Here is a 24444-nt window from a genome sequence, read left to right as displayed (position 1 = left end):
TTCCTACTGCCGAGCGCGTAGTGGTCTTTCACCACCTAGTTGTTGCCCATGCAGGGCGCACTTATAGTGGTGGGAAGTTGCGAAACTTCCCACCACTATTGTCCCATATGTGTCCAGCCGTCCTCTGCTTTGACGGTTACGTTAATTACACTGCTCACGCAAATAAAAAACGAGACCCGGCTCATGTGAGTCAGGTCTCGCTCTTTGTGTGTTGTCAACTTTGGCGCTCAGTTGCCGTGTGTCCGTTCACGTTCATCTCTGCCCGTTACTTCGCACACTCTGTATAAAAGCGCATCATCAGTGTCGCCATCTGCACACGGGTGGTCGTATCCTTGGGTGCGAGGATCATTCCTCCGTCCCGCGCGATGCCGGTCACAAGTCCGCTGCCGCAGGCCCACTGCATCGCGGGGATGGCGTACTCGCTGACGGTCATCGCGTCCGCAAAGCTCAGGATATTCGTGTCCTCGCCGACGCTCACGTCCGCGCCCTTGTACTGCGCGTAGCGGTATAGGATCGTCACCATCTGCTCGCGCGTTACGGCATCGTCTGGACCGAAGTGCTCGCTGTCGTAGCCCTTGACGACGCCGCTGCCCGCCGCCCAGCGGACGGCCTTGGCATACCATGCGCCGTCGGCGACGTCGCCGAAGCTCACCGCGCTGGTCGTCTCAGGGCTCCCCTCCAGCCGCCATAGGACGGTGACGAGCTGGGCGCGGGTCGTGCTGCCGTTCGGCAGGAAGCTCGTCGCGGAAACGCCCTGCATCAGACCGTTTTCCAGGCAGTAATGCACACCGTCGTGGTACCACGCGGTCGCGGTGAGATCGCCGAACGCCGCGAGCGGACAGGTATCGTCCTTCGCACAGACGGTATAGGCCGCGCCGCTGTCCAGCTCCTCAATGACGTAGTGCGAGAAGTGGCGCAGGATCAGCCGCGCGTTCTCCTTGTCGTAGCGCGCGGAGACCGGCTCGCGTGTGCCGTCCTCCTTGAGATACCACGCGCGGATCGCGCCGCTGGCCTGATAAGGAATGCTCAGTTCGACCTCGCCGCCGTTGAAGTCCCGAATGCGCTGTCCGTTGGAAATGAAGTACGCCTCCAGCGCGGCGGCGTTCTTCATGCCGTCGAGAGCCTGCTTCTGCGCGGCGGTCATGGTATCCTTTGCCTTGCTGTCGGTCTCCACGACAAGCTGCACCTTGCTGCCCTTCGCCTGCTCGGACACAGCGGCGAGCGTCTTTTGATCGACGCGCAGCTCCGCGTTCGGCAGCTTGATCGTCACGCCGTCGGCTTCGGACTCGGAAATGCTGCGGATGGTGTCGGTGGGCAGCGTCACGCCCGTCACGCTCTTGCTGAGGCCGGAGAGGTCGATGACCACGTCGCGGTCCGTGCCGATCTTGTCCAGCTCGATCTTTTTGATCTCCTTGACCTCTGCCGCGCTGCCGCTCACGCTCGCCGAGATCTGCACGGTGTCGCGGCTGCCGGTGACGGGAACGGTGATGGTCGGCGTGCTACTCCCGCCGGAGGAGGATGAGGGAGACGGAACGGTATAAGCATAGCCGCAGGCGGTGCAGGTGTAGGTGTTACCGCTCTTGCTGAAGTTATGCTGAACTTTGTCGCTCTCCGCGTCGCAGTTGGCGCAATTTTTCCAATGGTTGTTGGCATCGCTCTTCCAAGTGCCGCCGGTAAAATCGTGGGCAAGGAGTCCGCCGCTTTCAAACATCTCCGTTCCCTTGGCTCCGCAGACGCAGGACTTGTAGTAAGTCGCTTTAGCTGTGCAGGTCGCGTCGGACTTTTTATATCCGTCCACTGCGACTTCCTGGTCATAGGTGTGCGCAACTATATCATTTTTGTCGTTACAGATGAAGCACTTGTGCCAATGGTTGGTAGCGTCGGATGTCCAGTCGGTCGACCAGCTGTGCGTATGCTGCGGTGCAGTATAGCTCACCACTTGGCTGTTCAGCGTGGTTTTGCCCTCCCACGTGACCCGGCAGATGTAGCTGCCGCCTGACAGGCCGGTGGTGTTGAGCGTGGCGGCTGTCTGGCCATCCAACTGGTCGCCCGGCACGTCTGCCGTCACCTTGGCGGTGAAGGACAAGCTTGCATAACTCGGCTCTCCACCCATCGGTTCCGCACTCGCACTGATCGTTAAAGTATAATCGCCGTCTGCCGGGGCGGTGAGGGTATACTTCTTCTGCCAGAGGTCCTCATCTTCTACGCCGGGAATGGTTTGCCTGCCGTCAGAAAGAGTAACTTCACTGATGCGAATATCATAACTTCTGGAGAAATCTAACGTCAGTTCATCGCCCTTTTTCATCGTGAGCGTGAAGCCTGTCACTTTGCCAGTTGCGGGAAGTGAGTTATCCAGGTAGATCCATCTCGAAGAATAGAATAAATCTCCTTTGCTTTTAACAACAGCATCTGTTACCGGGACATCGCCCTTCGTTGCACTGTACCACTGATAAGTTGGACTGCCGTTAGCCGTAACGGTGTAGTCGTTATCTGCCGTGGGATCCTTGGTAATGGCGCAGGCGGTAAGCTGGAGGTTGCCGCCGCTGTTGCACTCCACAAAGTAGCCCTCTTCCGCCGAGACGAAGTATTGCGCCTTGTCTGCCAGCGACCCGCCGGTGACAGCTGGCACGGCGAACACGCCGGCTCCCCACGACTGGGATATTGATACGGGTTCTTTGGGTTCGAAATCACTTTCGATCTGGATTCTGTGAGTCATCGGGCTGCAAATTGCCCCCCAAGAGGAACTGTCTGTTTTGATAGTCGGCTTGCCAGAGAGGATCAGCTGGCTGCCGCCGACAGCAAATACCGCGTAATTTGCGCGAGACTCCAACGTTCCACCTGCAATATAAAGCTGCTCCCCCTCTTCGTTCATCTCAATGCCGTAGTTTCCCTCGTTACGGATCTTCCCCCCATAGATGGAGACTGTGCGCGTTCCAGTGGAAACATGCATGTTTACGGCGGCTCTTGCCCCTGTATTATTGTTATGGATATAGCCGCCATACATGTTAAATGTCAGCTGAGAGGAGGTCGCGGCCTTCAAAACGCAGCTTATATTGCTACCGCCTGTCCTGCTGATCGTTCCGCCGTAAAGGTTCAGCTTATTGCTCGACGAAGTTTGGTTATCATACGTTATAGTAGAAGAGTCGCCGCTTGCGCTCAGTTCTATCTCGCCGCCGCCCTTGCAATCACAGATATTCAGCGTGGCGTTTTCATCAAGCACGATCAGGCCATAGGTGTTCCCGCTCAGTTTCTTTCCGTTCAGGCAGAGACTGACCGTTCCGCTGACATGAATGGTGTCCGAAACTGTTAGAGTGTCGGGCAAATAATAGTTCCCCTCTGTGAGTTGGATATGGTCTTTGCTTGCATCCATGTCCGTCCCGTTCCACGCCGCCCATGTCACATTGCCGCAAGTCTCCGTATGGTCACCAATCTCCTTATGCGTCTTTCCGCAGATGGGGTGATCGGTATGATCCGCCGCGCTGGCGCCCACGCACAGCACGCATGCCGCCGCGCACAGACACAGCGCTAACCCCAACAGCCGTTTCCAAATTTTCATCGTTCCTCCGCTCCTCTCCAAAGCTCGTTCAGCCTTCGGGGCCCCGAAGGCTGTGGCGCAGGCCTGCGCCACAATGTTTTTGCCCGCCGCCGGGCTTGACACCGCCGCGGGTTTCCTTATAATGACATTATAACCCGTTCATCCCTGAACGAAGCAAGAGGGGCAGGAGGGAAATTTTATGGAAAAGGACACAAAAAAGCTCTATCAGATCACCGAGGCGGCGCGCGCCTGCGGTCTTTCCCGCAGCACGCTGATGCGCATGGAGGAAAGAGGCCTGCTCACGCCCGCCTATATCGCGCCGGAGAGCGGGCGGCGGTACTACGACAATTTTAACGTCGCACGTATTCTGCAGGTGGAGAAATTCAAGGCGATGGGCCTGAGCACAGAGGAGATCGCGGACTATTTCGCCCGCGGCGGCGAGGCGTCCGAGCTGCTTGCGGTACTGGAAAACCGTCTGCGCGATCTGCAGCGGAGTGTGGAGGAAATGCGGCTACGCGCGGCCGAGGGGCCCGGCATCTCCGTGCAGATGATGACGCTGCCCGCCGTGACCTTTCTCGCCCGCCGCTGCGAGGGGCACTCCGTTGACGAGAAGACCGCCGCCATGTACGATTTCTATGGGGAGTGTGTCCGCTGGGGCTGCACCCTGTCTGACGAGCCCATCTTCAACATCCAGCAGCGGCAGGACTTTCTCAGCGGGCGCATTGACAACACGCCCTACCCCTATTACGTCTGCGTTCCCGTAAAGCCGGGAAAGGCGGACGCGGACGCGCAGACGCTGCCGGAGTGCCGGGCGCTTTCGGTGCTGTACTGCGGGGACTATTCCGGTGTGGACGAAATGTGGCTGACCATGGGCCGGGAGGTGAAGGCACGGGGACTGACGCCCGCGGGACTGCCCCGGGTGCTGTGCATCGTCGCGCCCTACACAGGCCGCGAGATCGAAACGAAGCGCTACTGCTCGCGCCTCGTCCTACCGGTGGAGGAATAGGACGTCGCGAAATACCGCAGCGCCGTCTTGCTACTTTTCCCCATCAAGAAAAATACGCTTCCACATACAAATAAAAGAGTCCCTTTCGGGGCTCTCAATAACCAATAGAAAAAGATAAGCCCTGACCGTCAATTGAAGCGGTCAAGGGGCATGTATTTTGAACAGATCACGGATGCGCAGTACCCTTATGCAAAATATGAGGTGCCCAATTTTGGGCGCTCACTTTCGACTTAGCAGTTTCTTGTTTGCAAGTATCATTTCTGCCATTTCCCTGCCGACAAGGTGCAATTAAGATTATTGCACAGCGTGCTGAATTTTTTCCTTCACTTTTCCCAATTGTATCTTTTTTTACGACGATGGTATTGTGAAACTCTTGAGAAAGCGCCGAATTTCGAGCATATCTCGCTCGAAACTCGGCGTTTACATTTATTTTTTTCTCTGCTAAGCTGTGCTCACGGTTTGAATGAGATCATCATTTAAATTGCAAAATGACAAAATCATGAAAGGGTGGGAATCGTATGGATGAGAGATTAAATTTCCTCTTCCTGACGGAAGAGGAGGCTGTCAAAGCCGGCGCCGGCAATATGGAGCGCTGCATTGAAGTCATGGACGAGGTGTTCGAGCTGCTCGGTCAGGGTGACTACCTGATGGGCACGCCGAACCATAACGCGCATGGCATCAAGATTTATTTTCCCAAAGAACCGAAGTTCCCCGATATGCCCAAAAAGGGGCCTGACCGCCGTTTTATGGCGCTCGTTGCCTATTTGGGAGGCCGTTTCCATGTATGCGGTGAAAAATGGTACGGCTCAAACATTGCCAACCGTGACCGCGGTCTGCCCCGCTCGATCCTGACAACGCTTCTGAATGATCCCGATACCGGCGCACCGATTGCGTTTCTTTCTGCCAACACCCTCAGTGCGACCCGTACAGGCGCGATCCCCGCACTTGGCGCCAAATACTATGCCCGCAGGGACACCGAGGTTCTTACCCAGATCGGCGCGGGCGTGGTTGGCCGCTCCTGCACGAACGCCCTGCTTCTGGTGCTCAAAAACATTAAGGAGGTCCGCGTTTACGACCTGAACCGCGATGCCGCGCAGAGCTACTGCGATGAGCTGGAAAAGAGCTTCCATATCAAGGCGGTCGCCGCCGACAGCATCGAGCAGGCCGTGCGCGATGCGGATGTAGTCAATGTCGTCACTTCCGGCGCTGTCTCCCCGAAAATTGAGGATGAATGGCTCAAGGAAGGCGTGCTGCTCTCCCTGCCCGCAAGCGCCGACATCAGCAAAAAGATGATGTGCGAGTCCACGATCCTTGTGGACAACTGGAAAATGTACGAGGCCTACGCCAATGAGCTGCGCGATGAACCTGGCGGCTATGCCGCAAACCTCAGCGGAATCTGCGGTTATATGATGGATTTGGTGTACGGCGGCGAGATTGCCAAGGACAGCATCGTAAATCTCGGCGATGTGGTCGCGGGCAAGGCCGCCGGCCGCAAGAGCGATATGGAACGTGTCATTTACATCATGGACGGAATGCCCGTTGAGGATGTTGCGTGGGGATATGAGATCTATCAGAACGCCCAGCGTCTCGGTCTCGGCACCAAACTGAATCTCTGGGGCGACAGATAAGCCCGAATCAATATTTTTAGGAGGAACGACAACATGACAGTCAACGATTTTCTACTTGATTTTGCGGTAGCCTCGGTCTTTATTATGTTGGGTCAGCTGCTCCGTGCGAAAATCAAATTCTTCCAGCGCTTCTTTATCCCCGCCAGTATGCTGGCTGGCTTTATGGGTCTCGCTTTCCGTTATCTTCTGCCCGGATTTCTGCCAATGTCTGATAAGATCGGCTCTTATCCGACGATGCTCATTCTTATCATCTTCGCCGGTGTTGGTCTCAACGGCTTCAGCATGAATAAGGGCAAGAACAACGGCGAGGTCGGCCGTATGTGCTCCTACCTCTCCTACAAGATGGTCGCGCAGGTCATCCAGTACGGTCTTGCTCCGGCCTTTTCCATTCTGCTGATCTCAAAGCTGTGGCCTGAGATCAACTACGGTTTCGGTCTGTTGCTGGCAGCCGGCTTCTCCGGCGGTCACGGCACGGCGGCCGCCGTCGGCAGCAGCTTTGCAAATCTCGGCTTCACTGACGCGCTGGATATCGGTCAAACCTGTGCCACAGTCGGCATCCTTGCCGGAGTGTTCGGCGGCATGTTCTTCATTAAGCTCGGCACCAAAAAGGGCTGGACAAAGTACATCAGCGATTTCAGCTATCTCTCCGGTGAGCTGAAGACCGGTCTTGTTCCCAAGGAAAACCGTACGGAGCTCGGTAAGGCGACGACCTCCTCGGTCGTACTTGATCCTCTCGCGTGGCACTTTGCGATCCTTATGGTCGCCGCCGGCGCGGGCCGTCTGCTCTATAAGTTCTTCTACGATAAGTTCAATTTTGACGGTCCCTCCTACCTGTATTCCTTCCTGGTTGGTCTGCTGTTCTTCTACATTTTCAAAAAAACGCATGTGGATTACTACGTTGATACCAATGTCACAAGCCGTATCACCGGCACCTGCACAGACTATCTCGTATTCTTCGGCATTGCCTCCATCAACCTCGGCATCATCGTCAAGTACGCCATGCCGTTGGCGCTGCTGCTTCTCTTCGGCGTTTTCATCGTTGTCATCACGCTGATGTACTTTGGCCCCGCCATGAACAAGGGCAGCTGGTTTGAGCGCTCGCTGTTCGTCTTCGGCTATTCCACTGGCGTCTTTGCGATCGGCTTCATCCTGCTGCGCATTGTCGATCCCGAGAACAAGTCTCTCACCCTCAACGACACTGCGTTTGCCTGCATCTTCACCACCTTCAGCGAGCTCTTCACTTGGTCCTTCGGTCCCATGATGCTGCTCAACGGCCAGCACTGGCTGTTCATCGGCATCCAGGTTGCGATTATGACCGTGTGCCTCATTGTTAACCTTGTAATGAAGTGGTGGTGGATCAAGGAACCGCTGAACCGTCCAGCAGTCGGCGAGGATGGATATTAAGCAAAAAATGATATTGTATTTCTTCACTCACCATACAAAATAGCAATTTCCTTTCGCGTTGCAGGCCTGTCTCATTTGACAGGCCTGCAACGTATCCTTATCTCCACACATCTCTGCTACCCATAGGACTTGAATGTGCTATTCAAATTTGCTAATATATTATCACAGTCTACCGGAGAGGAGCACATCAAAAAATGAATGAAATGAAAAACCTGCCATTCAAAGATGGATACATTGACGGAATCACGATTCTAAATTTGGAGGGCGAGGTGCTCTTTTCGGCAAAGTTCAATGCTAAGCTTTCCAATCCGGATGAATCTCAGCGGCTGATTGGAAAGCGATACCTTGACTTGTATGAAAACCTGACGCCGGAAAACAGTACGCTATACCGTGCCATGCAGACCGGAGGTCCCGTCTACGAGGAAAATCAGTACGTCAAGCTGGCAGGCAAGGACGGCATCACAATCAAGGCATTTTCTATCCCAATTCGCAGCGGCGACCGGATCGTCGGCGCAATTGACCTTTCGTGTCAAGAAGGGCAGGACGGTGGAAGCAACGATGACCGTGTTGAGATTGCCTTGAATGAGGAAAGTTTCCGCAGTGAGCAGACATATAAGCTCATCAACCAAATGCGGGCTATTTATGAATATGACGATATCATTGCAATCAATCGTCAAATGAAAAATGCAAAAGAGTATATCAAGGTCGTTGCTGCCTGTAACTTGCCCGTAATGCTCTGCGGCGAGATCGGAACAGGTAAGGAAATGTTTGCACATGCGATTCACAACACCAGCGAAAAGCGTGATGCGCCGTTTCTCTCACAAAACTGTGCGGCGACACCGGAACCTCTGTTAGAAAATGTCCTGTTCGGTACACCGGAAAGCAAGGGCATACTTGAGCTGGCCGACGGCGGTACGGTTTTTCTCGATGAAATTGATGGAATGTCACCCTATCTTCAATATAAGCTCCTTCGTGTTTTGCAGTCTGGCGTACTCTATGGTCCCGACGGCTCTGTGCCGTGCCGTTTCAGCATTAAGGTCATTGCTTCACTCAGTCGCGATCCCGAGCGATGTATCGAAGACGGGACGCTCCGTAAAGATGTTTACTATTACCTTAGCAAGCTCACCATTTCCATTCCGCCCCTGCGCGAACGTAGGGAGGATATCCGCTGCTTTGTCGAAACGTACATCAAAAAGTACAATCCCGTTTTCCATAAAAGCATACGCTATATTTCGAACAAACTTATTGACAAATTACAGGAGTGCGCTTGGCCAGGCAACACCGGCGAGCTTGAGCAGGTCATTATTTACGGTATGAGTGTTGTAGATGGCAAAAGCGACACACTTCGCTTTTCTGACGTTGAAAAACGCTACCGCACACTCATGCGCCTGGTGCCGGAAGAGGATGACATGCAAAAATTCCCCCCGAAGGACTCACTCGATCAGGCTGTAAACAGCTACGAAAGAGAAATAATTCAGCGTGCTTTCACAGAGGCTTCCGGCAACATTACAGAGGCCGCAAAAATCCTCAATATTCCACGCCAGACACTCCAACGAAAGATTAAGCAATATCAAATCAGGCAAATAAGTGAATAGTGAAGTAAACCGGAGCATTTTGATACCTATGAACACGCAGATTGAACTATACAGGCAAATGGAAATCATGGCGGTATGTCCCCTCTGTTTTCGTCAGTAAGGTCATGCAGAGCAATAAAGAGAATGTTGACAGAGATTTGTCTATCGTCACCACCCGAACTCTTGGCCCGCAGGCCCGCACAAATTTTTGAAAACACCCTCTTTACTTCCTTCTTGGCTTTCCCTCGAAAGTTGAGAAGAAGAGCGAAGATAAGAAAGGGCAACGGCGAAGCCGTTTTATAAAAATTTTTTGCACCACCCTTTTGACATTTTCGTTTTTTCGCCCCGCTTTTGAAACCGCCCCCCTCCCCTGCTTTTTTACTGTGTCGATTTCGCCCCCTTTACACGCGAGATGATTGCCGTCCCACCACACAACATATTCGGTTTCGACCGGTTTAATTGCCTCGATTCCGATGTAAGTGAAATGGCATAGCGAGTGGTGATTCCCCTCCCTATCTACTCAGCTCCCCTCTATCGGTCTTTCTGCTCATGCTCTGCAATGCCTTTCTTTGCTCTGCTCTTCCTCTTTGGGGCGGCTGCTCCGTCGCCCTCTCCGGTGCTCTTTTGGCAGGCAGAAGCAGCGAGGGCGGCGGCTGTCCTATTCTCCGAAGTAAGATAACCCCCACCTGCAAATTCAGGTGGGGGCAGATAACTTGATAAGGTCTATTTATCCTCTTCCATGAACTCTTCATACTGCGGTATTTCTTCGAACAGGACTCTCATATAATCGCTGCGGCCGTACAAAACACGGTCAATGTAGACATCGCAGCCTTGCACACGGTAAAACACCATATAATTGCCGCTGACAAGAAAACGATAGTCTGTTCCTACATCTGCAATAGAGGATAACAATGTTCCCATCTTTGCGAAGCTTTCCAACTGGTCAACCGCGTCCATAATGCGATCGAGCACGCGCTCCGCAGCGGAACGGTTTTGAAGTTCCGATACGATGTAGTCCCAAATGTCATCCAAATCACGACGGGACTCGGGTGAATAATGAATTTTATTCTTCATTCTCTCTTGCGCGGAAGTGCGCCCTCATATCGTCCGGTGTCAGCCAACCTTCCGTTTCACCGGAGTGACGGCCTTTTGCAAGCTCATTCATCAGACGAATGGTTGCCTGTGTTCTCTCATAGTCCTGCATATCCACGATAGCGTACCGCCCGCGCCCGTTCTTCGTCAAAAAGACAGGAGCACCCACAGCCACATCATGCAGTACCTCGCTGTAATTTCGCAGGTCAGAGATGGGTTTAATGTTCGGCATCTCTATCAACTCCTTTCAGGCATAGTATATCCCGTTCTGCTGTAAAGTTCAACAGCAAATTTGCAGCATTTAACACATACCATCCTATTGCGACTGATGTCCCTTGCTGGCTTAAATCAAAAGTTGCGCATGGTCTGAACTCCCATCCTGCGTATTGACACAGTAGATGAATCAAATTATAATTAATACACAATACCTCAACTCTGGGAATCTGATTTGGACGGTAATGTATGGTTGGGCAGAAAGCTGTGCGCACAGGGGTTGCGAAATCACAGGTTCTGCTTCCCTTTTTCCTTGCATTTTCTGTGACAGTCCAAAAACGAAATCACAGGTTTCGTTCTGAAAAAGTCCTGCTTCTTACATGACGGAATCACAGATTTTATCCAAGCACCATTCATAAGGAAATCACAAATTTCGTCGAGCACCCACCGTAACAAAATCACAGCTTTTGTCCCTGCACAGTAGTGTTTGAAATCACAGCTATGGTTCGTGCACGCTGCATGATGAAATCACAGGTTCCGATGATGCGGAATTTCCAAAACGCCTGAAATTACTACGATTTCGCAGAAAGCCTCTCTCGCAAAACGGCATTTGATTTAACCTTTTATTAAGCAGAAAATACGGTATGCAATACTTCCTGTTGAAACAACAAATACTATCCAGAAAATACGGAAATATATTCCCTGTTTTAGGCGGATTTTTGCTTCCAAATTTTCTGAAAAAGCTGTGCATTATGCACATATCTGAAAAAGTGAAATTCTGGCAGTCAAGAGGTCAGCGGTTCGATCCCGCTAATCTCCACCACGAAAAACCTTGAAACCGTATGGTTTCAAGGTTTTTTGCATGTCTATGGCAAATTGCACGATAATGTACAATAAGTTGCGCAAATTGGAAAATGCATAAAAGAAGACATAGCTTGCAGGCTCTGGTAGAATGAAGTTACCACACAAACATTCGAAAGGAGACAGCAAACTATGTCCGAGAAAATTGTACAGCTGAATGAGGAAATTATCAAGGGGCAGCTCAAAGAATTAGTTCGAGGAAGTGTAGAAGAAACCCTGAACGAACTGCTGGAGAAGGAGGCAGAGTCGTTCAGGGTTTCCTCCACGCTGCCGCGAACCAATTCCTTGATTTGGCCCTTGACCACTTCCTCATTCAGCTGTACAATTTTCTCGGACATAGTTTGCTGTCTCCTTTCAGAATGGTGTGTCGTGACTTCATTCTACCAGAGCCTGCAAGCTATGTCTTCTTTTATGCATTTTCCAATTTGCGCAACTTATTGTACATTATCTGCAATTTCTTTTATTAGTGGTAGATGCCTTGTCACGCCCCGCCGATGTCGACCGCCTTGGTGCCATCCTAAAAAATCCTATCTGCATTGTCTGATAGGAAAGGCGGGCCGTTATCCCATAGAATATCATAATACACCTCATATATTCCTCAGCCCTAATTCCCTGTTCGTAACAGCCCCTCGTCTTGACATCCGCTGCATTTCTACTCCGCCGTCAGAGAATTGTAGTGGTCGTGTGCGTTGGAATGGTTCATCAGCTCGCAGCCGCTGTCTACGATGGCCTTGGCCTGCTCTGGATACTGGTCCGCCCAGTTGCCGACCACGAAAAAGGTCGCCTTGACGCCGTAGTCCGCGAGTACATCCAGGATCTTCTGCGTGTTGTCCGCCCCCCATGCGGCATCAAAGGAAATGCTGCACACCTTCTGATCGCGTTCCACGCAGTAGATGGGCAGCTGGCGCGTCGCAACTGACGCCCGCACGGCAGCGGGCGCATTCACAGCACCGAAAATGGCTGCCGCAGCCAGCAGCGCAGCGCCAACTGTCAGTGTTTTGCGCCGCAGGACAAGAAATCGCGGCCGCGGCGCCTCCCTCTTCCCGCGCTTCTCTCTCCGCTTAAAATACAAAAACATCCGCATATCCTCCCCATTTTATTTTGGTAGAGGGTATGCGATAATTTTTTCTTTCATGCCGTGGACGCTGTGTACCTCATTCGGATTTTTCAAGCTCGGTTCTCCATTTGAGTGCGGAATGGCCCCGTCTCCGCAGGTGCCGCAGTCCTTTTTGCACCGCTTTTCGCTATATTGTTTAATTTCTGTCATTGACAAGGTGAATATTTTTGTATATAGTAATAAGACACCCTGGCAATACATCGTAAAAATGAAATTGGAGGTTCCGCATGAAAAGATTCCTGAGTATCCTGCTCGCTATGGTCATGGTGCTTTCGCTCGTGGCCTGCGGCGACAAGAAGACCCCTGACACGCCCGACACGCCCGACACTCCCGACACTCCCGACAAGCAGGAGGAGACCATCCACATCGGTATCGTGACCGGTTCCGTTTCTCAGTCTGAGGACGACCGCCGCGGCGCCGAGGCCTTCCAGCAGCTCTACGGTGAGGAGAACGTCACCCTCGTGACCTATCCCGATAACTTCACCGAAGAGCTGGAGACCACCATCCAGTGCATCGTCAACCTGTCCGACGACCCCGACATGAAGGCGATCATCGTCAACCAGTCCGTCCCCGGCACGACCGAGGCCTTCCGTAAGATCAAGGAGCGTCGCCCCGACATCCTCTGCATCGCCGGTGAGGCGCATGAGGATCTGCCCGAGATCGGCTCCGCTGCCGACCTCGTGTGCAACAACGACTTCGTTGCCCGCGGCTACCTCATCATCCGCACCGCGCACGAGCTTGGCTGCGACACCTTTGTTCATATCTCCTTCCCGCGCCACCTCGCTTACGAGACCATGAGCCGCCGCGTCGCCGTCATGAAGGCGGCCTGCGAGGAGTTCGGCATGAGCTTCGAGATGGAGACCGCTCCCGACCCCACCTCTGACGTCGGCGTTGCCGGTGCGCAGGCTTACATCCTTGAAAAGGTTCCCGAGTGGGTGAACAAGTACGGCGAGAAGGCCGCTTACTTCTGCACCAACGACGCGCACACCGAGCCCCTGCTCAAGCAGCTGCTCGAGTACGGCGGCTACTTCATCGAGGCCGACCTTCCCTCCCCGCTGATGGGCTATCCCGGCGCTCTGGGCATCGACCTGACCGCTGAGGCGGGCGACTTCCAGAAGATCCTTGCCAAGGTCGAGGCCGCCATCTGCGAAAAGGGCGGCGCGGGCCGCTTCGGCACCTGGGCATACTCCTACGGCTACGTCACCTCCGCCGGCCTTGCCCAGCACGCCATGAACGTCATCAAGGGCGAGAGCGAGCTTGCCGACATCGACGATATCGCCAAGGCCTATCACCAGTTCTCCCCCGACGCCTCCTGGAACGGCTCCAACTACACCAACGCCACCACCGGCGTCAAGGCCGACAACACCTTCCTTGTCTATCAGGATACCTACATCATGGGCGATCCGGGCCGGTTCATGCACGCCACCGAGGTCGAGGTCCCCGAAAAGTACTTCACCATTAAGTAAGCCTTCGGCTCACTGACGAACATCAAAAAAACAGGGGGGAGGAGAATCCTCCCCCCTGCTTCTTTTAGGTAGGGTATAGCTTATGGAAAATAACAACGCTCCTCTGTTGGAGATGCGCAGCATCAAAAAGGACTTCTTCGGCAATCAGGTCCTCACGGATATCAGCTTTACGCTCCGCGAGGGCGAGGTGCTCGGGCTTGTCGGCGAAAACGGCGCGGGCAAGAGCACGCTGATGAAGATCCTCTTCGGCATGGACGTCATCCGCGAGACCGGCGGGTACGGCGGAGATGTTCTCATCAACGGTGAAAAGGTCACCTTTAATACGCCCTTTGACGCACTGGCAGCCGGTATCGGCATGGTGCATCAGGAGTTTTCTCTGATCCCCGGCTTTACGGCGACGGAGAACATTCTGCTCAACCGTGAGCCCCAGAAGAAAAATGTCATCTCCGAGGTGTTCGGCAGCCGTCTGAACACGCTCGATTATAAGGAGATGGACCGCAGTGCAGCGGCAGCCATTGAAAAAATGGGCGTCCACATCGACGCCAACATGGTCATCAGCGATATGCCGGTCGGCCATAAGCAGTTCACCGAGATCGCACGCGAGCTGAGCAAGGAGCATCTCAAGCTGCTTATTCTCGACGAGCCGACCGCCGTTCTGACGGAAAAGGAGGCTGCGGCGCTGCTCGATTCCATCCGCAGCATGTCGGCGCGCGGCATCGCGGTCATCTTCATCACGCACCGCCTGCAGGAGATTCTGGATGTGTGCGACAAGGTCATCGTCATGCGCGACGGCCATGTGGTGAAGGATACCCCGGCGAAGGAAACGAACGTTTCCGACATCACAAGGTGGATGGTCGGCCGCAGCGTAGAGCTCTCCGCTGCACAGGATGTAGTCGATCACTCCGGCGCCAGGACCATCATGTCCATCCGCAAGCTCTGGGTCGATATGCCCGGTGAGATCGTGCGCAACGTCGACCTCGATATCCGCGAGGGCGAGATCCTCGGCATCGGCGGCCTCGCCGGTCAAGGCAAGCTCGGCATTCCGAACGGCGTTATGGGCCTTTATGAGGCGGGTGGCACGGTCGAGTTCGACGGCAAGTCCATTCCGCTCAACGCGCCCCGCCGCTGTCTCGACGCGCAGCTTGCCTTTGTGTCGGAGGACCGCCGCGGTGTGGGCCTGCTGCTCGACGAGTCGCTGGAGTGGAACATTGCCTTCCCGGCCATGCAGATCCACGATAAGTTTCTCAAGAGCCTGTTTGGCGGCCTTGTGAAATGGCGCGATGAAAAGGCCATCCGCGCCGTGACCGACCGTTACATCGACGAGCTGAAGATCAAGTGCACCAGCTCGAAGCAGAAGGCCAAGGAGCTCTCCGGCGGCAACCAGCAGAAGGTTTGCCTTGCCAAGGCATTCGCGCTCGAGCCGAAGTTCCTCTTTGTCTCCGAGCCGACCCGCGGCATCGACGTCGGCGCGAAATCTCTCGTGCTCGACGCGCTCAAAAGGTTCAACCGCGAGAGCGGGATCACCGTTGTGATGATCTCATCTGAGCTGGAGGAGCTGCGCATGACCTGCGACCGCATCGCCATCGTCTCCGGCGGCCGGATCGCCGGCATCCTGCCGGCGACCGAATCCTCCGAGGCGTTCGGTATGCTGATGGTCAGTCAGGTCAAATAAGGAGGGCAGATATGGATAATACAACAAACAGCCTTGCCGAAAAGAGCAGGCTCCGCCAAATGATCGACAGCTACGGCGTCCCCCGCATGATCATCACCGGCTTTCTGCTGCTGATGTTCGTGCTCGTGCCGTTCGCGGGCGTGGACTTCGCAACGCAGATCAGCAACGTTATCAACCGCTTTAGCTGGAACGCCATCATGGTGCTGGCAATGGTCCCGATGGTCCACTCCGGCTGCGGCCTCAACTTCGGCCTGCCGCTCGGTATCATCTCGGGCCTTCTGGGCGCGACGCTGTCCATCGAGCTTGGCTTCACGGGTCCGATGAGCTTCGTCATGGCCATCGTCATCGCAACGCCGTTCGCGCTGCTGCTCGGCGGCGGGTACGGCTGGATGCTCAACAAGATCAAGGGCGGCGAGATGATGGTCGCGACCTACGTCGGCTTCTCCTCCGTCTCTTTTATGTGTATGATGTGGCTGCTGCTGCCGTATAAGAAGCCTGACATGGTCTGGGGCTTCTCCGGTTCCGGCCTTCGTACTACCATCTCTCTTGAGAAGTATTACGATCGGGTGTTGGCGGACATTCTCACCATTGACCTCAACAGCATTGGCATCAATCTTGTCATTCCGACCGGCAGCTTGCTTTTCTTTGCCGCTCTGGCCTTCTTGATGTGGGCTTTCCTGCACACCAAGACCGGCACGGCCATGACCGCCGTCGGTTCCAACCCCGCGTTCGCAACGGCCGCGGGTGTCAGCGTGGACAAGATGCGCTTGATCTCCGTTATCCTTTCCACCTGGCTGGGTGCGATCGGCATCCTCGTTTACGAGCAGGGCTTCGGCTTTATCCAGATCTACACCGCTCCGCTCAAGATGGCCTTCCCCGCAGTCGCGGCGATTCTCATCGGCGGCGCGAGCGTCAACAAGGCCAGCATTGCCAATGTCGTCATCGGCACATTCCTTTTCCAGGGGCTTGTCACCATGGCGCCGACGGTCATCAATGCCCTGATCCACCTTGATATCAGCGAAATCATCCGCATTATCGTCTCCAACGGCATGATCGTCTACGCGCTGACCCGTAAGATGGGAGGGAAGAAGTAAGTATGAAAAAGCTGAACAAAAAGCTCCCTCGCAGCGGCGCTGAATGGCTCCGTGCACTGCACAATTTTTTAAGCAACAATGTCGTTCCCATCATGTTCGTTTTGATTTGTGCCTACTGTATCCCGCGCGCAGATCTCTCGTGGAGCTATCTGCTCAATGAGGGCATGACCCGTCTGGGCCGTAATGCGTTTCTGATCCTCAGTCTCCTCATTCCGGTCATGGCCGGTATGGGCATGAACTTCGGTATGACGCTCGGTGCAATGGCCGGCGAGATCGGCTTGATCTTCGCCGCCGACTGGCAGGTGTGGGGCATTCCCGGCCTGATCCTCGCCGCGATCATCTCCATTCCCATCTCTATTGTGCTGGGCATCATGATCGGCAAGCTGCTCAACCTCGCCAAGGGGCGTGAGATGATCACGAGCTACATGATCTCTTTTGCCATGGACGGCGTGTATCAGTTTGTCGTGCTGTTCATGATGGGGCCTATCATTCCCATCATCCACGATTCGCTCAAGCTTCCGCGCGGTTACGGCATCCGAAATACGGTGAGCCTGCTGAATATGCGCCAGAGCTTGGATAACCTGCTAGCGGTCAGCGTCGGCGGAGTGAAGATCCCCGTGCTCACGCTCATTATCATTGCCGCCGCCTGCCTCTTTATTCTCTGGTTCCGCCGCACCAAGCTCGGTCAGGATATGCGCGCGGTCGGTCAGGATATGGAGGTCGCGCGCGACGCGGGCATCAATGTCGAGCGCACCCGCGTGATCTCTATGGTCATCTCCACCGTGTTCGCGGGCTTCGGCATGATCATTTATTTGCAGAACGTCGGCAACTTCCCCACCTATACCGCCCATACTCAGATCGGTATGTTCTCCATCGCGGCGCTGCTCGTCGGCGGTGCGAGCGTGGAGAAGGCGAGCATCAAGAATGTGTTCCTCGGCGTTATCCTGTTCCACACCATGTTCATCGTGGCGCCGCGCACCGGCACGGTCATCACCGGCGACTCGATGATCGGCGAATACTTCCGCGTGTTTGTGTCCTACGCGGTCATCACCATCGCGTTGGTCATGTATGAGGCGAAGAAGCGCAAGGCTAAGAGCGCGGCTGGCTTGCAGCTTGCAGCCGACCAGCTGGCAGAAGAGGAGGCGAAGGCAAAATGAAGAATAAGACCTCCAATCGCAGACTGATCTTCCAGATCGCGGCAGTCGTCGTGCTCATTGCCATCGCCTATGCCATGACGATCGTCGGTCGCGGTCACACCGTGTATCTCGACAACAAGAAGTTAGAGTACGACGGCAAGACCTATGACACGCCGTACAAGGTCGTCGTCCTTGTGGACGGCGAGCAGGTCGCCAAGCTCTATGACCGCGAGCGCGGCAGCGCGACCTGCATCGGCCAGAAGTTCACGGTGACGCTCGAGATCACCGAGAAGAAGGGCGGCAACGAGACGACGCAGACCTACACGATCCCCCTGCCTAAGAATATGGACGGCATCATCATCAACCTGCCCGCCTACCTCGCGGGACTGGGTGAGGACGCCTATCTGACGGAGTTCATCCCGTCGCCCGACGCGGAGATCGTCGAGGAGGACACCCCCTCCGGCGACGACTTCGGCATGGACGATATGACGATGGACGAGGTACCCGTCGGCTAACCGAACAATCACCACACAGCCCATGCGAAACGCATGGGCTGTGTGCACACTAAAAAGGAGGAAGGCAGCATGGCTGCATTAAAAGGGCTGAAGCCCGAGAAGGTATTTGAATATTTTGAGAAGCTCTGCTCCGTGCCGCACGGCAGCGGCAACACGAAGATCATCAGCGACCTGTGCGTGGGCTTTGCCAAGGAGCTTGGGCTGAGGTACCGCCAAGAGGCGTGCAACAACCTTATCATCTGGAAGGACGGCTCCGCGGGCTATGAGCAGTCCGAGCCGATCATTTTACAAGGTCACATCGACATGGTCTGCGCCAAGACGGACGAGTGCGCGAAGGACATGGCGGCGGAGGGTCTTGACCTGCGCACGGACGGCGAGTGGGTCTGGGCGGATCAGACCTCGCTCGGCGGCGACAACGGCATCGCCGTGGCGATGATCCTCGCCATCCTTGCCGATGATACGCTCCCCCATCCGCCGCTTGAGGCGGTTTTCACCGTCGATGAGGAGGTCGGTATGGACGGCGCGTTTGCGCTCGACTGCTCCGACCTCAAGGGCAGAAAGCTCCTGAATCTCGACTCCGAGGAGGAGGGCATCTTCACGGTGTCCTGCGCAGGCGGTATGCGCGCGGATTGCACGCTTCCCGGCAAGCGCGAGCCGCTCGGCGGCGAGAGCTGCTACGCCGTGACGCTCTCCGGCTTGCAGGGCGGCCACTCCGGCGGCGACATTGACAAGGGCCGCGGCAGCGCGAACGCGCTGATGGGCCGCGTGCTCTATTCCGCGATGGAACAGCTCTCGGGCCTGCGCCTCGCGGCAATACAGGGCGGCAGGTTCGACAACGTGATCTGCTCGCGCTGCGACGCGGTCATCGCCGTCCCCGCGGGGAAGGAGGCGGAGCTTGAGCAGTTCATCCGCGGCTTTGACGCGACGCTCAAAAATGAGTACGCCGGCTGCGACGCGGGCGTGACGCTCGAATGTGCCAAGACCGAGGCGGCGTCCGCCGTCAGCGCGGAGACCACCTCTGTGATGCTCCACACGCTCTTTGCGCTGCCGCAGGGCGTGGAGGCGATGAATGTGGACTTCCCCGGTCTGGTGCAGACCTCTCTGAACCTCGGCGTGATGCATTTGGCGGAGGACGGACTGCATTTCTCCTACTCCATCCGCTCCTGCATTGCCTCGCAGAAGGCGATGCTTGCTCAGCGCGTCCACGCCATCGTGGAGTTTGCGGGCGGCACGGTCTCCGAGCGCGGCAATTATCCCGGCTGGCAGTACGAACGCGATTCCAAGCTCCGCGAGCTGGTGCTTGGCGTCTACCGCGACCTCACCGGCGCGGAGGCCAAGCTCGAGGCGACGCACGGCGGACTGGAGTGCGGGCTCTTCATTGAGAAGATTCCCGGTCTCGACGCCATCTCCCTCGGGCCCGAGCTGCACGACGTTCATTCCGTGCGCGAGCGGCTGAGCGTGCCCTCCACCGAGCGCGTCTACGAGCTGGTGTGCGAGGTCCTGCGCCGTAGCAGGTAAGCCGAAAACCCTGCGGGCATAAATAATCTCCACCACGAAAAACCTTGAAACCGTATGGTTTCAAGGTTTTTTGCATATGGTTTACAGTATACAGCAAAAGCGGCAGAACCAAAAGGCTCTGCCGCTTTGTCGCATCTTAAAAGGAAGAATCTGCTCTGCCGTCGGCGTACCGGAGGGCCGGCCCGCAGGGCTTCATTCGGAAAGGAGCATACGGTCGTTGTCGAGCGTCCTGCCCGTGCCCGCGCGGAAGCGCTCAACGAGATCCTCCACCGTCATGCCGGCGCGTTCCGCGCCCGCGACGTCGAGCACGATGCCGCCGTCCGCCATCATCAGCGTGCGGTTGCCGAGCGAAAGCGCCTGCGTCATGTTGTGCGTTACCATCAGGCAGGTGATGTGATGCTCCGCCACGATGCTCTGCGTGAGCGCGAGCACCTTTTCTGCCGTGCCCGGGTCGAGCGCCGCCGTGTGCTCGTCGAGCAGCAGCAGCTCCGGCGGCACCATCGTCGCCATCAAAAGCGTCAGCGCCTGCCGCTGACCGCCCGAGAGCAGGCCGACGGGCTGGCCCAGCCGGTCCTCCAGCCCCATGTCGAGCTGCGCGAGCTGGGCGCGGAAAAGCTCGCGGTCCTTGGCCGTGATGCGGCTGAACGGATTGCCGTGCGCCGCGCGCAGATACGCGAGGGCAAGGTTTTCCTCGATGCTCATGTGCGGCGCGGTGCCGCGCAGCGGGTCCTGAAACAGCCGCCCGATGACGCGGCTGCGGTCATGTTCTCGTGTAAAGGTAATGTCCTTGCCATTCAGCAGAATACGGCCCTCGTCCACATAAAAGCTGCCTGCGATGGCGTTGAAAAGCGTGGACTTGCCCGCGCCGTTTGAGCCGATAACGGTGACGAAATCGCCCTTGTCGAGATGGAGTGACAGATCGGTAACGGCGCGCTTTTCGTTCACCGTTCCGACGTTGAAGGTCTTGGAGATGTGTTGAATGTCCAGCATATCAGTTGCCTCCCTTCCCTTTTGCCGCGGCCTTGCGGCGCTGGAACGCCGCCCACCTTTGGATGCTCGGCGCGGCGATGGCCAGCGCCACAATGATCGCCGTGAGCAGCTTCAGGCACTCCACCGGCACGATCTTCGTGTAGAACACGACCGCGTAGATGAAGCGGTAGATCAGCGAGCCGACGAGCGCGGCGAGCACGCCGCGCGTCATGCTGCGGCGGCCGAGCACCGTTTCACCGATGATGAGGCAGGCAAGGCCGATGACGACGATGCCGGTGCCGGAGTTGATGTCCACGGTCTTCTGATACTGGCCCACCATCGCGCCGGCAAGGCCGGTCATGGCATTGGCAAGGCAGAGGCCGACGGAGATGGTGAACGCAGGATTCAGCGACGACGCGCGCACCATATCGGGATTATCGCCCGTCGCGCGGAGTGACAGGCCGAGATGCGTGTCGAGAAAAGCGCGCAGCAGCACCGCCGCAAGTCCGGTAACGATGACTGCAAGCAGCAGCTCATACCACGCCCCGCCGATGCCGGCGTCGCGCGCCAGCGTAAACACGGTATCCGAGCCGAGCAGGCTTTGATTGGCCTTCCACCCCATCGCCATGAGGTTCACGGTGTAAAGTCCCGTATTCGTCACAATACCCGCGAGGATGCTCGGCACGCCGAGGTTCGTCTGCAAAAAGGCGGTGACAAGTCCCGCGCACGCGCCGGCGAGCATCGCCGCGGGGATGGCGAGGAACGGATGTCCCGCCGCCGTCAGGCTGACGGACACCGCCGCGCCGAGAACGAAGCAGCCGTCCGTCGTGAGGTCGGCAATGTCGAGGATGCGGTAGCTCAGAAACAGCGCCAGCGCGACCGGCGCGTACAAAAAGCCCAGCTCCAGGGCGGTCTGCGTGATGATGAGCATGGGGTCGCTCTCCTTTCAGGCTTCGGCCCTCCGACCTTCGTCGGAGGGCTTCCGCGTTGTTGTTTCGGTTCAGTCCTTGGTGGTGGTCACTTCCACGACGGTGCCCATGCTGTCGAAGCAGGAATACTCGGCCTGCTTGCCGATCATAGCCGCGGTATCGGTGTTGACGGTGATGATGCCGCCGTCCATGAGGTAGTAATCCTCCATGTCGTCCATACCCTCGGTGATGGCCTTGTAGGCGAGGTCGGCGGTCTTGGTGCCGAGATCGGTGTAGTTCACGCCGCAAGTGGCGTAGGCGCCGTTGCGGACGAAGGAGTCCGCGCCGGTGTAGTGGGGAATGTCATTGGCGGCAAGGTCCTCGGCGATCGCCATTTCCGCTGCCATGATGACGTTGTCGGTCGGGGTGAACACGGCATCCACGCCCGCGGCGATGAGTGCGGAGGCGGCGGCGACGACCTCGTCGTTGGTGTTCGCGGTCTGCTCGACGTACTCGATGCCCTTTGCGTCAAGGTATGCCTTGGCGTCCGCGATGGGCTTGGTGGAGTTCGGCTCATTGAGGGAGTAGAGCAGGCCGACCTTGGCGACGTTCGGGTTCTGGGCGAACATCATATCCATGATGAACTCGGTGTTGAGCGCGTCGCTCGTGCCGGTGACATAGTCGATGCCGGTGAGCTTGGCGGTCTCAGGGTCGGAGATGGCGGCGTAGACGACCGGCGTCTTGGTCTCCTCGGCGGAGAGGGCGGCGATCTGCGCGGCGGTGGTAGCGATGGGAATGATGGCGTTCACGCCGTCGGCGATGGCCTGATCGCTCAGCTGCTTGAGGATGGTCTGATCGCCCTGGCCGGAGGTGACCTCATACTCGATGGTCACACCGTTATCGGCGGCAATCTTATCCAGCTCGGCGGTGACGGCGTTCGCGATCTCGTCGAGGGAGGCGTGGTCGAGCTGCTTGATCACAGCCACCTTATAGGTCTTGGCCTCCTCTGTGCTGTTGTCCGGCTGGTCGGCCGACGGGGTGTCCTTTGCGCCGCAGGCGGCGAGGGACAGCGTCATCGCGCCGGCAAGAACGAGGGTCAGAAGCTTTTTCATCATGTTGTTTTTCATTTTGGTTTTCCTCCAATATATTTGATCTTGAGCGGCAGATGAAGCTCTGTCTTGCCGGAACAGAGCGGGGAAAAAGAAAAAGACCTTCATCCCACCTACATGGGACAAAAGTCGTTGAACTTCTGCGATACCACCCAAATTGACGTTATCAAACGCCCGCTCGCTTACGCGCACCATCATACGCGCCCCGATGGATAACGGGTGGGATACCCGTCGGTCTCTACTCGGCTTTCGCCTTTTGATCCGCCCTCCGAAGTCCATTCGCCGACCGTCCGCCGCCCCGATCACACCATCCGGGACTCTCTGAAGGCTTGCCTGCATCGGCTACTTCTCTCCGTCATTGGTTTTTACTGCTTTAACTTGTTGTAGCGTATTATAGCATGCGCGCTTCCATTGTCAAGCCCTTTTTGCGAATTTTTTTCTTCTCTCCGTTTTACGCAAAAAGCTTCCCCTTTCCCCCGCGCAAAGTCGGCAGAATAGGCAAAAGCCCACGGCCCTTTGACCGTCGGCTTTTTGCCCCGCGCCGCGGAGGCTGCGCGCCGTCTCCGTCAGAAGCACAGATTTGTATCCTTCACAAAGTTCTGCGCGCCATAGAGCACCAATACATCGGTGATGCCGTTTTCTCTGGCGTACTCCGCCACATCCCCCTTGAAAAAGCGCAGGTCGAGGACATGAACTTCCGCATAGTCCTCCACGGGGAATTGGGAAAAGGTGTTGCCGTAGGAGTCTTTAATAAGCAGGAGCTTGCCGCTCTTTCCGCTGCCCTCAATGACGGTCTGTGCCTGGTTGGAGTTCAGAAACACGGCGTATTGGTCGCTGCCGGACAGGTATTTCCGCTCATAGATGCTGTCCGTCTCATACTGACCGTTGTTGTAGGACACACTTCTATTTATGTGCTTATACCATGCGGTGATCTCCTCGGCGGGGACGGTGGGCAGGGGGACTTTATTCCAAGTTGTACCGTAGAAATCATCGCAGGGTACTTCCTGCGTCCACCCCCCCCCGCCGCAGGTTCAATGTCCCGCCACGCACAATAGGCATAGTAGACCCCAAGGCTCGTCCAATGGTGATCGGTACGGTAGTAGATGTTCTCGCTGCTATGAGCAGCGAGAGCAGAAAGCACGTCTGTTGTGTCAACGTCCGCATCGGTCAGCACTTGCAGAATAGCGGCGTAGTCCGCCACGGGCGCATAGGCAGGGAGTTTATCCGTCAACACTTGTGCCGCCATAGGGACAAGGATCGTATTCATAGAAACGCCCTCTGCTGCCAGTTTTTCCTGTAAATCAGCAAGGGCAGCTACGTTGGCGGCAAGCTGCTTTTTGCTATAAGATGTAAACTTGTCCATCAGATACTTATCCTTGCAGATATGCAAACGCCAACGTGGGAATCCCACCGCAAACCACGCAGGTCAAAAGCAACATAAGTATCAGTTCGCCCATTGTACTCCTCCATATCATGCCTCAACCGTTAACTGGCAAGCTTATCGTACCAAACCTGCTAAAAAGTCAAGTCCTAATTCAAAGAAAAGTTATCGGCAGAAAAAGAGCATAGCAAAACAGAGGCGGCAAAGTGGATCGCCTGGCCGCCTCAAATAAAGTATTGGAGATCT

The 24444-nt window shown here is 56.0% G+C and carries 20 protein-coding genes, 1 pseudogene and 1 other annotated feature; of the genes and pseudogenes, 12 read left to right on the top strand and 9 right to left on the bottom strand.

Features of this window, described 5'->3' with window-relative positions:
- Nucleotides 1-265: 265 nt before the first annotated feature.
- Nucleotides 266-3556 carry an S-layer homology domain-containing protein gene (locus KQI17_RS11910; RefSeq protein ID WP_216496435.1) on the bottom strand — a complete coding sequence of 1097 codons (3291 nt, stop codon included), beginning with the start codon at nt 3554-3556 and terminating at the stop codon, nt 266-268.
- A 178-nt stretch (nt 3557-3734) separates the two neighbouring features.
- Here KQI17_RS11910 and KQI17_RS11905 point away from each other — a divergent pair, with 178 nt between their 5' ends.
- The 4 genes from KQI17_RS11905 (at nt 3735) to KQI17_RS11890 (ending at nt 9168) form a co-directional block, all read left to right on the top strand.
- Nucleotides 3735-4541 (top strand): MerR family transcriptional regulator, encoded by an 807-nt coding sequence (locus KQI17_RS11905; RefSeq protein ID WP_216496434.1) that lies wholly within the window; start codon nt 3735-3737, stop codon nt 4539-4541.
- Between the two features lie 518 nt (nt 4542-5059).
- Nucleotides 5060-6169 carry a tyramine oxidase subunit B gene (locus KQI17_RS11900; protein ID WP_216496433.1) on the top strand — a complete coding sequence of 370 codons (1110 nt, stop codon included), beginning with the start codon at nt 5060-5062 and terminating at the stop codon, nt 6167-6169.
- 33 nt (nt 6170-6202) lie between these two features.
- A complete protein-coding gene (locus tag KQI17_RS11895; protein ID WP_216496432.1) occupies nt 6203-7573 on the top strand; it encodes a sodium/glutamate symporter in 1371 nt (456 codons plus the stop codon).
- Between the two features lie 194 nt (nt 7574-7767).
- The gene (locus KQI17_RS11890; protein WP_216496431.1) at nt 7768-9168 is read left to right on the top strand and encodes a sigma 54-interacting transcriptional regulator; all 1401 of its coding nucleotides are present in this window, start codon (nt 7768-7770) and stop codon (nt 9166-9168) included.
- A 702-nt stretch (nt 9169-9870) separates the two neighbouring features.
- Here KQI17_RS11890 and KQI17_RS11885 read toward each other — a convergent pair.
- Both KQI17_RS11885 and KQI17_RS11880 read right to left on the bottom strand, forming a co-directional pair.
- Entirely contained in the window at nt 9871-10221 is a 351-nt protein-coding gene (locus tag KQI17_RS11885) for a type II toxin-antitoxin system RelE/ParE family toxin (RefSeq protein WP_216496430.1), read from the bottom strand.
- Entirely contained in the window at nt 10211-10471 is a 261-nt protein-coding gene (locus KQI17_RS11880; protein ID WP_216496429.1) for a type II toxin-antitoxin system prevent-host-death family antitoxin, read from the bottom strand. Before KQI17_RS11880 ends, KQI17_RS11885 begins: the two co-directional genes overlap by 11 nt.
- Nucleotides 10472-11445: 974 nt before the next feature.
- Here KQI17_RS11880 and KQI17_RS11875 point away from each other — a divergent pair.
- Nucleotides 11446-11592, top strand: a pseudogene (locus KQI17_RS11875) (IS256 family transposase); the annotation flags it as partial.
- Between the two features lie 373 nt (nt 11593-11965).
- Here the strand turns inward: KQI17_RS11875 and KQI17_RS11870 are convergent.
- Entirely contained in the window at nt 11966-12241 is a 276-nt protein-coding gene (locus KQI17_RS11870) for a polysaccharide deacetylase family protein (RefSeq protein WP_371821996.1), read from the bottom strand.
- A 28-nt stretch (nt 12242-12269) separates the two neighbouring features.
- On the opposite strand from KQI17_RS11870, the gene KQI17_RS13700 reads away from it, so the two are divergent.
- The 7 genes from KQI17_RS13700 (at nt 12270) to KQI17_RS11840 (ending at nt 19831) form a co-directional block, all read left to right on the top strand.
- On the top strand, nt 12270-12737 hold the full coding sequence (locus tag KQI17_RS13700; protein WP_253285823.1) for a hypothetical protein: 468 nt from the start codon (nt 12270-12272) through the stop codon (nt 12735-12737).
- Nucleotides 12658-13896, top strand: a complete 1239-nt coding sequence (locus tag KQI17_RS11865) for a DUF3798 domain-containing protein (protein WP_216496427.1) — start codon at nt 12658-12660, stop codon at nt 13894-13896. The genes KQI17_RS13700 and KQI17_RS11865 overlap by 80 nt, the downstream gene beginning before the upstream one ends.
- An 82-nt stretch (nt 13897-13978) precedes the next feature.
- Nucleotides 13979-15568, top strand: coding sequence for a sugar ABC transporter ATP-binding protein (locus KQI17_RS11860; protein WP_216496426.1), 1590 nt, complete (start codon nt 13979-13981; stop codon nt 15566-15568).
- 11 nt (nt 15569-15579) lie between these two features.
- The gene (locus tag KQI17_RS11855) at nt 15580-16662 is read left to right on the top strand and encodes an ABC transporter permease (protein WP_216496425.1); all 1083 of its coding nucleotides are present in this window, start codon (nt 15580-15582) and stop codon (nt 16660-16662) included.
- Nucleotides 16663-16664: 2 nt separating this feature from the next.
- The gene (locus KQI17_RS11850) at nt 16665-17819 is read left to right on the top strand and encodes an ABC transporter permease (RefSeq protein WP_216496424.1); all 1155 of its coding nucleotides are present in this window, start codon (nt 16665-16667) and stop codon (nt 17817-17819) included.
- Entirely contained in the window at nt 17816-18313 is a 498-nt protein-coding gene (locus KQI17_RS11845; RefSeq protein ID WP_216496423.1) for a DUF6672 family protein, read from the top strand. The genes KQI17_RS11850 and KQI17_RS11845 overlap by 4 nt, the downstream gene beginning before the upstream one ends.
- Nucleotides 18314-18382: 69 nt before the next feature.
- The gene (locus KQI17_RS11840; protein ID WP_216496422.1) at nt 18383-19831 is read left to right on the top strand and encodes an aminoacyl-histidine dipeptidase; all 1449 of its coding nucleotides are present in this window, start codon (nt 18383-18385) and stop codon (nt 19829-19831) included.
- A gap of 192 nt (nt 19832-20023) precedes the next feature.
- On the opposite strand, the gene KQI17_RS11835 is transcribed toward KQI17_RS11840, so the two are convergent.
- The 5 genes from KQI17_RS11835 to KQI17_RS11815 all read right to left on the bottom strand — a co-directional run bounded on the left by KQI17_RS11835 (nt 20024) and on the right by KQI17_RS11815 (nt 24180).
- Nucleotides 20024-20821, bottom strand: coding sequence for an ABC transporter ATP-binding protein (locus tag KQI17_RS11835; RefSeq protein ID WP_216496421.1), 798 nt, complete (start codon nt 20819-20821; stop codon nt 20024-20026).
- Between the two features lies 1 nt (nt 20822).
- Nucleotides 20823-21731, bottom strand: a complete 909-nt coding sequence (locus tag KQI17_RS11830; RefSeq protein ID WP_216496420.1) for an ABC transporter permease — start codon at nt 21729-21731, stop codon at nt 20823-20825.
- Between the two features lie 69 nt (nt 21732-21800).
- Nucleotides 21801-22835, bottom strand: a complete 1035-nt coding sequence (locus KQI17_RS11825; protein ID WP_253285819.1) for an ABC transporter substrate binding protein — start codon at nt 22833-22835, stop codon at nt 21801-21803.
- Between the two features lie 97 nt (nt 22836-22932).
- Nucleotides 22933-23185: a binding site (T-box leader), on the bottom strand.
- A 198-nt stretch (nt 23186-23383) separates the two neighbouring features.
- Nucleotides 23384-23716 (bottom strand): hypothetical protein, encoded by a 333-nt coding sequence (locus KQI17_RS11820; RefSeq protein WP_216496419.1) that lies wholly within the window; start codon nt 23714-23716, stop codon nt 23384-23386.
- Nucleotides 23717-23724: 8 nt separating this feature from the next.
- Nucleotides 23725-24180 (bottom strand): DHHW family protein, encoded by a 456-nt coding sequence (locus tag KQI17_RS11815; RefSeq protein ID WP_216496418.1) that lies wholly within the window; start codon nt 24178-24180, stop codon nt 23725-23727.
- Between the last annotated feature and the right edge of the window lie 264 nt (nt 24181-24444).

This window comes from Oscillibacter sp. MSJ-31, from assembly GCF_018918025.1.
GTDB lineage: Bacteria > Bacillota > Clostridia > Oscillospirales > Oscillospiraceae > Hominicoprocola.
The sequence above is the reverse complement of the archived record's forward strand: the minus strand, read 5'-3'. Positions and strand labels throughout refer to the sequence as shown.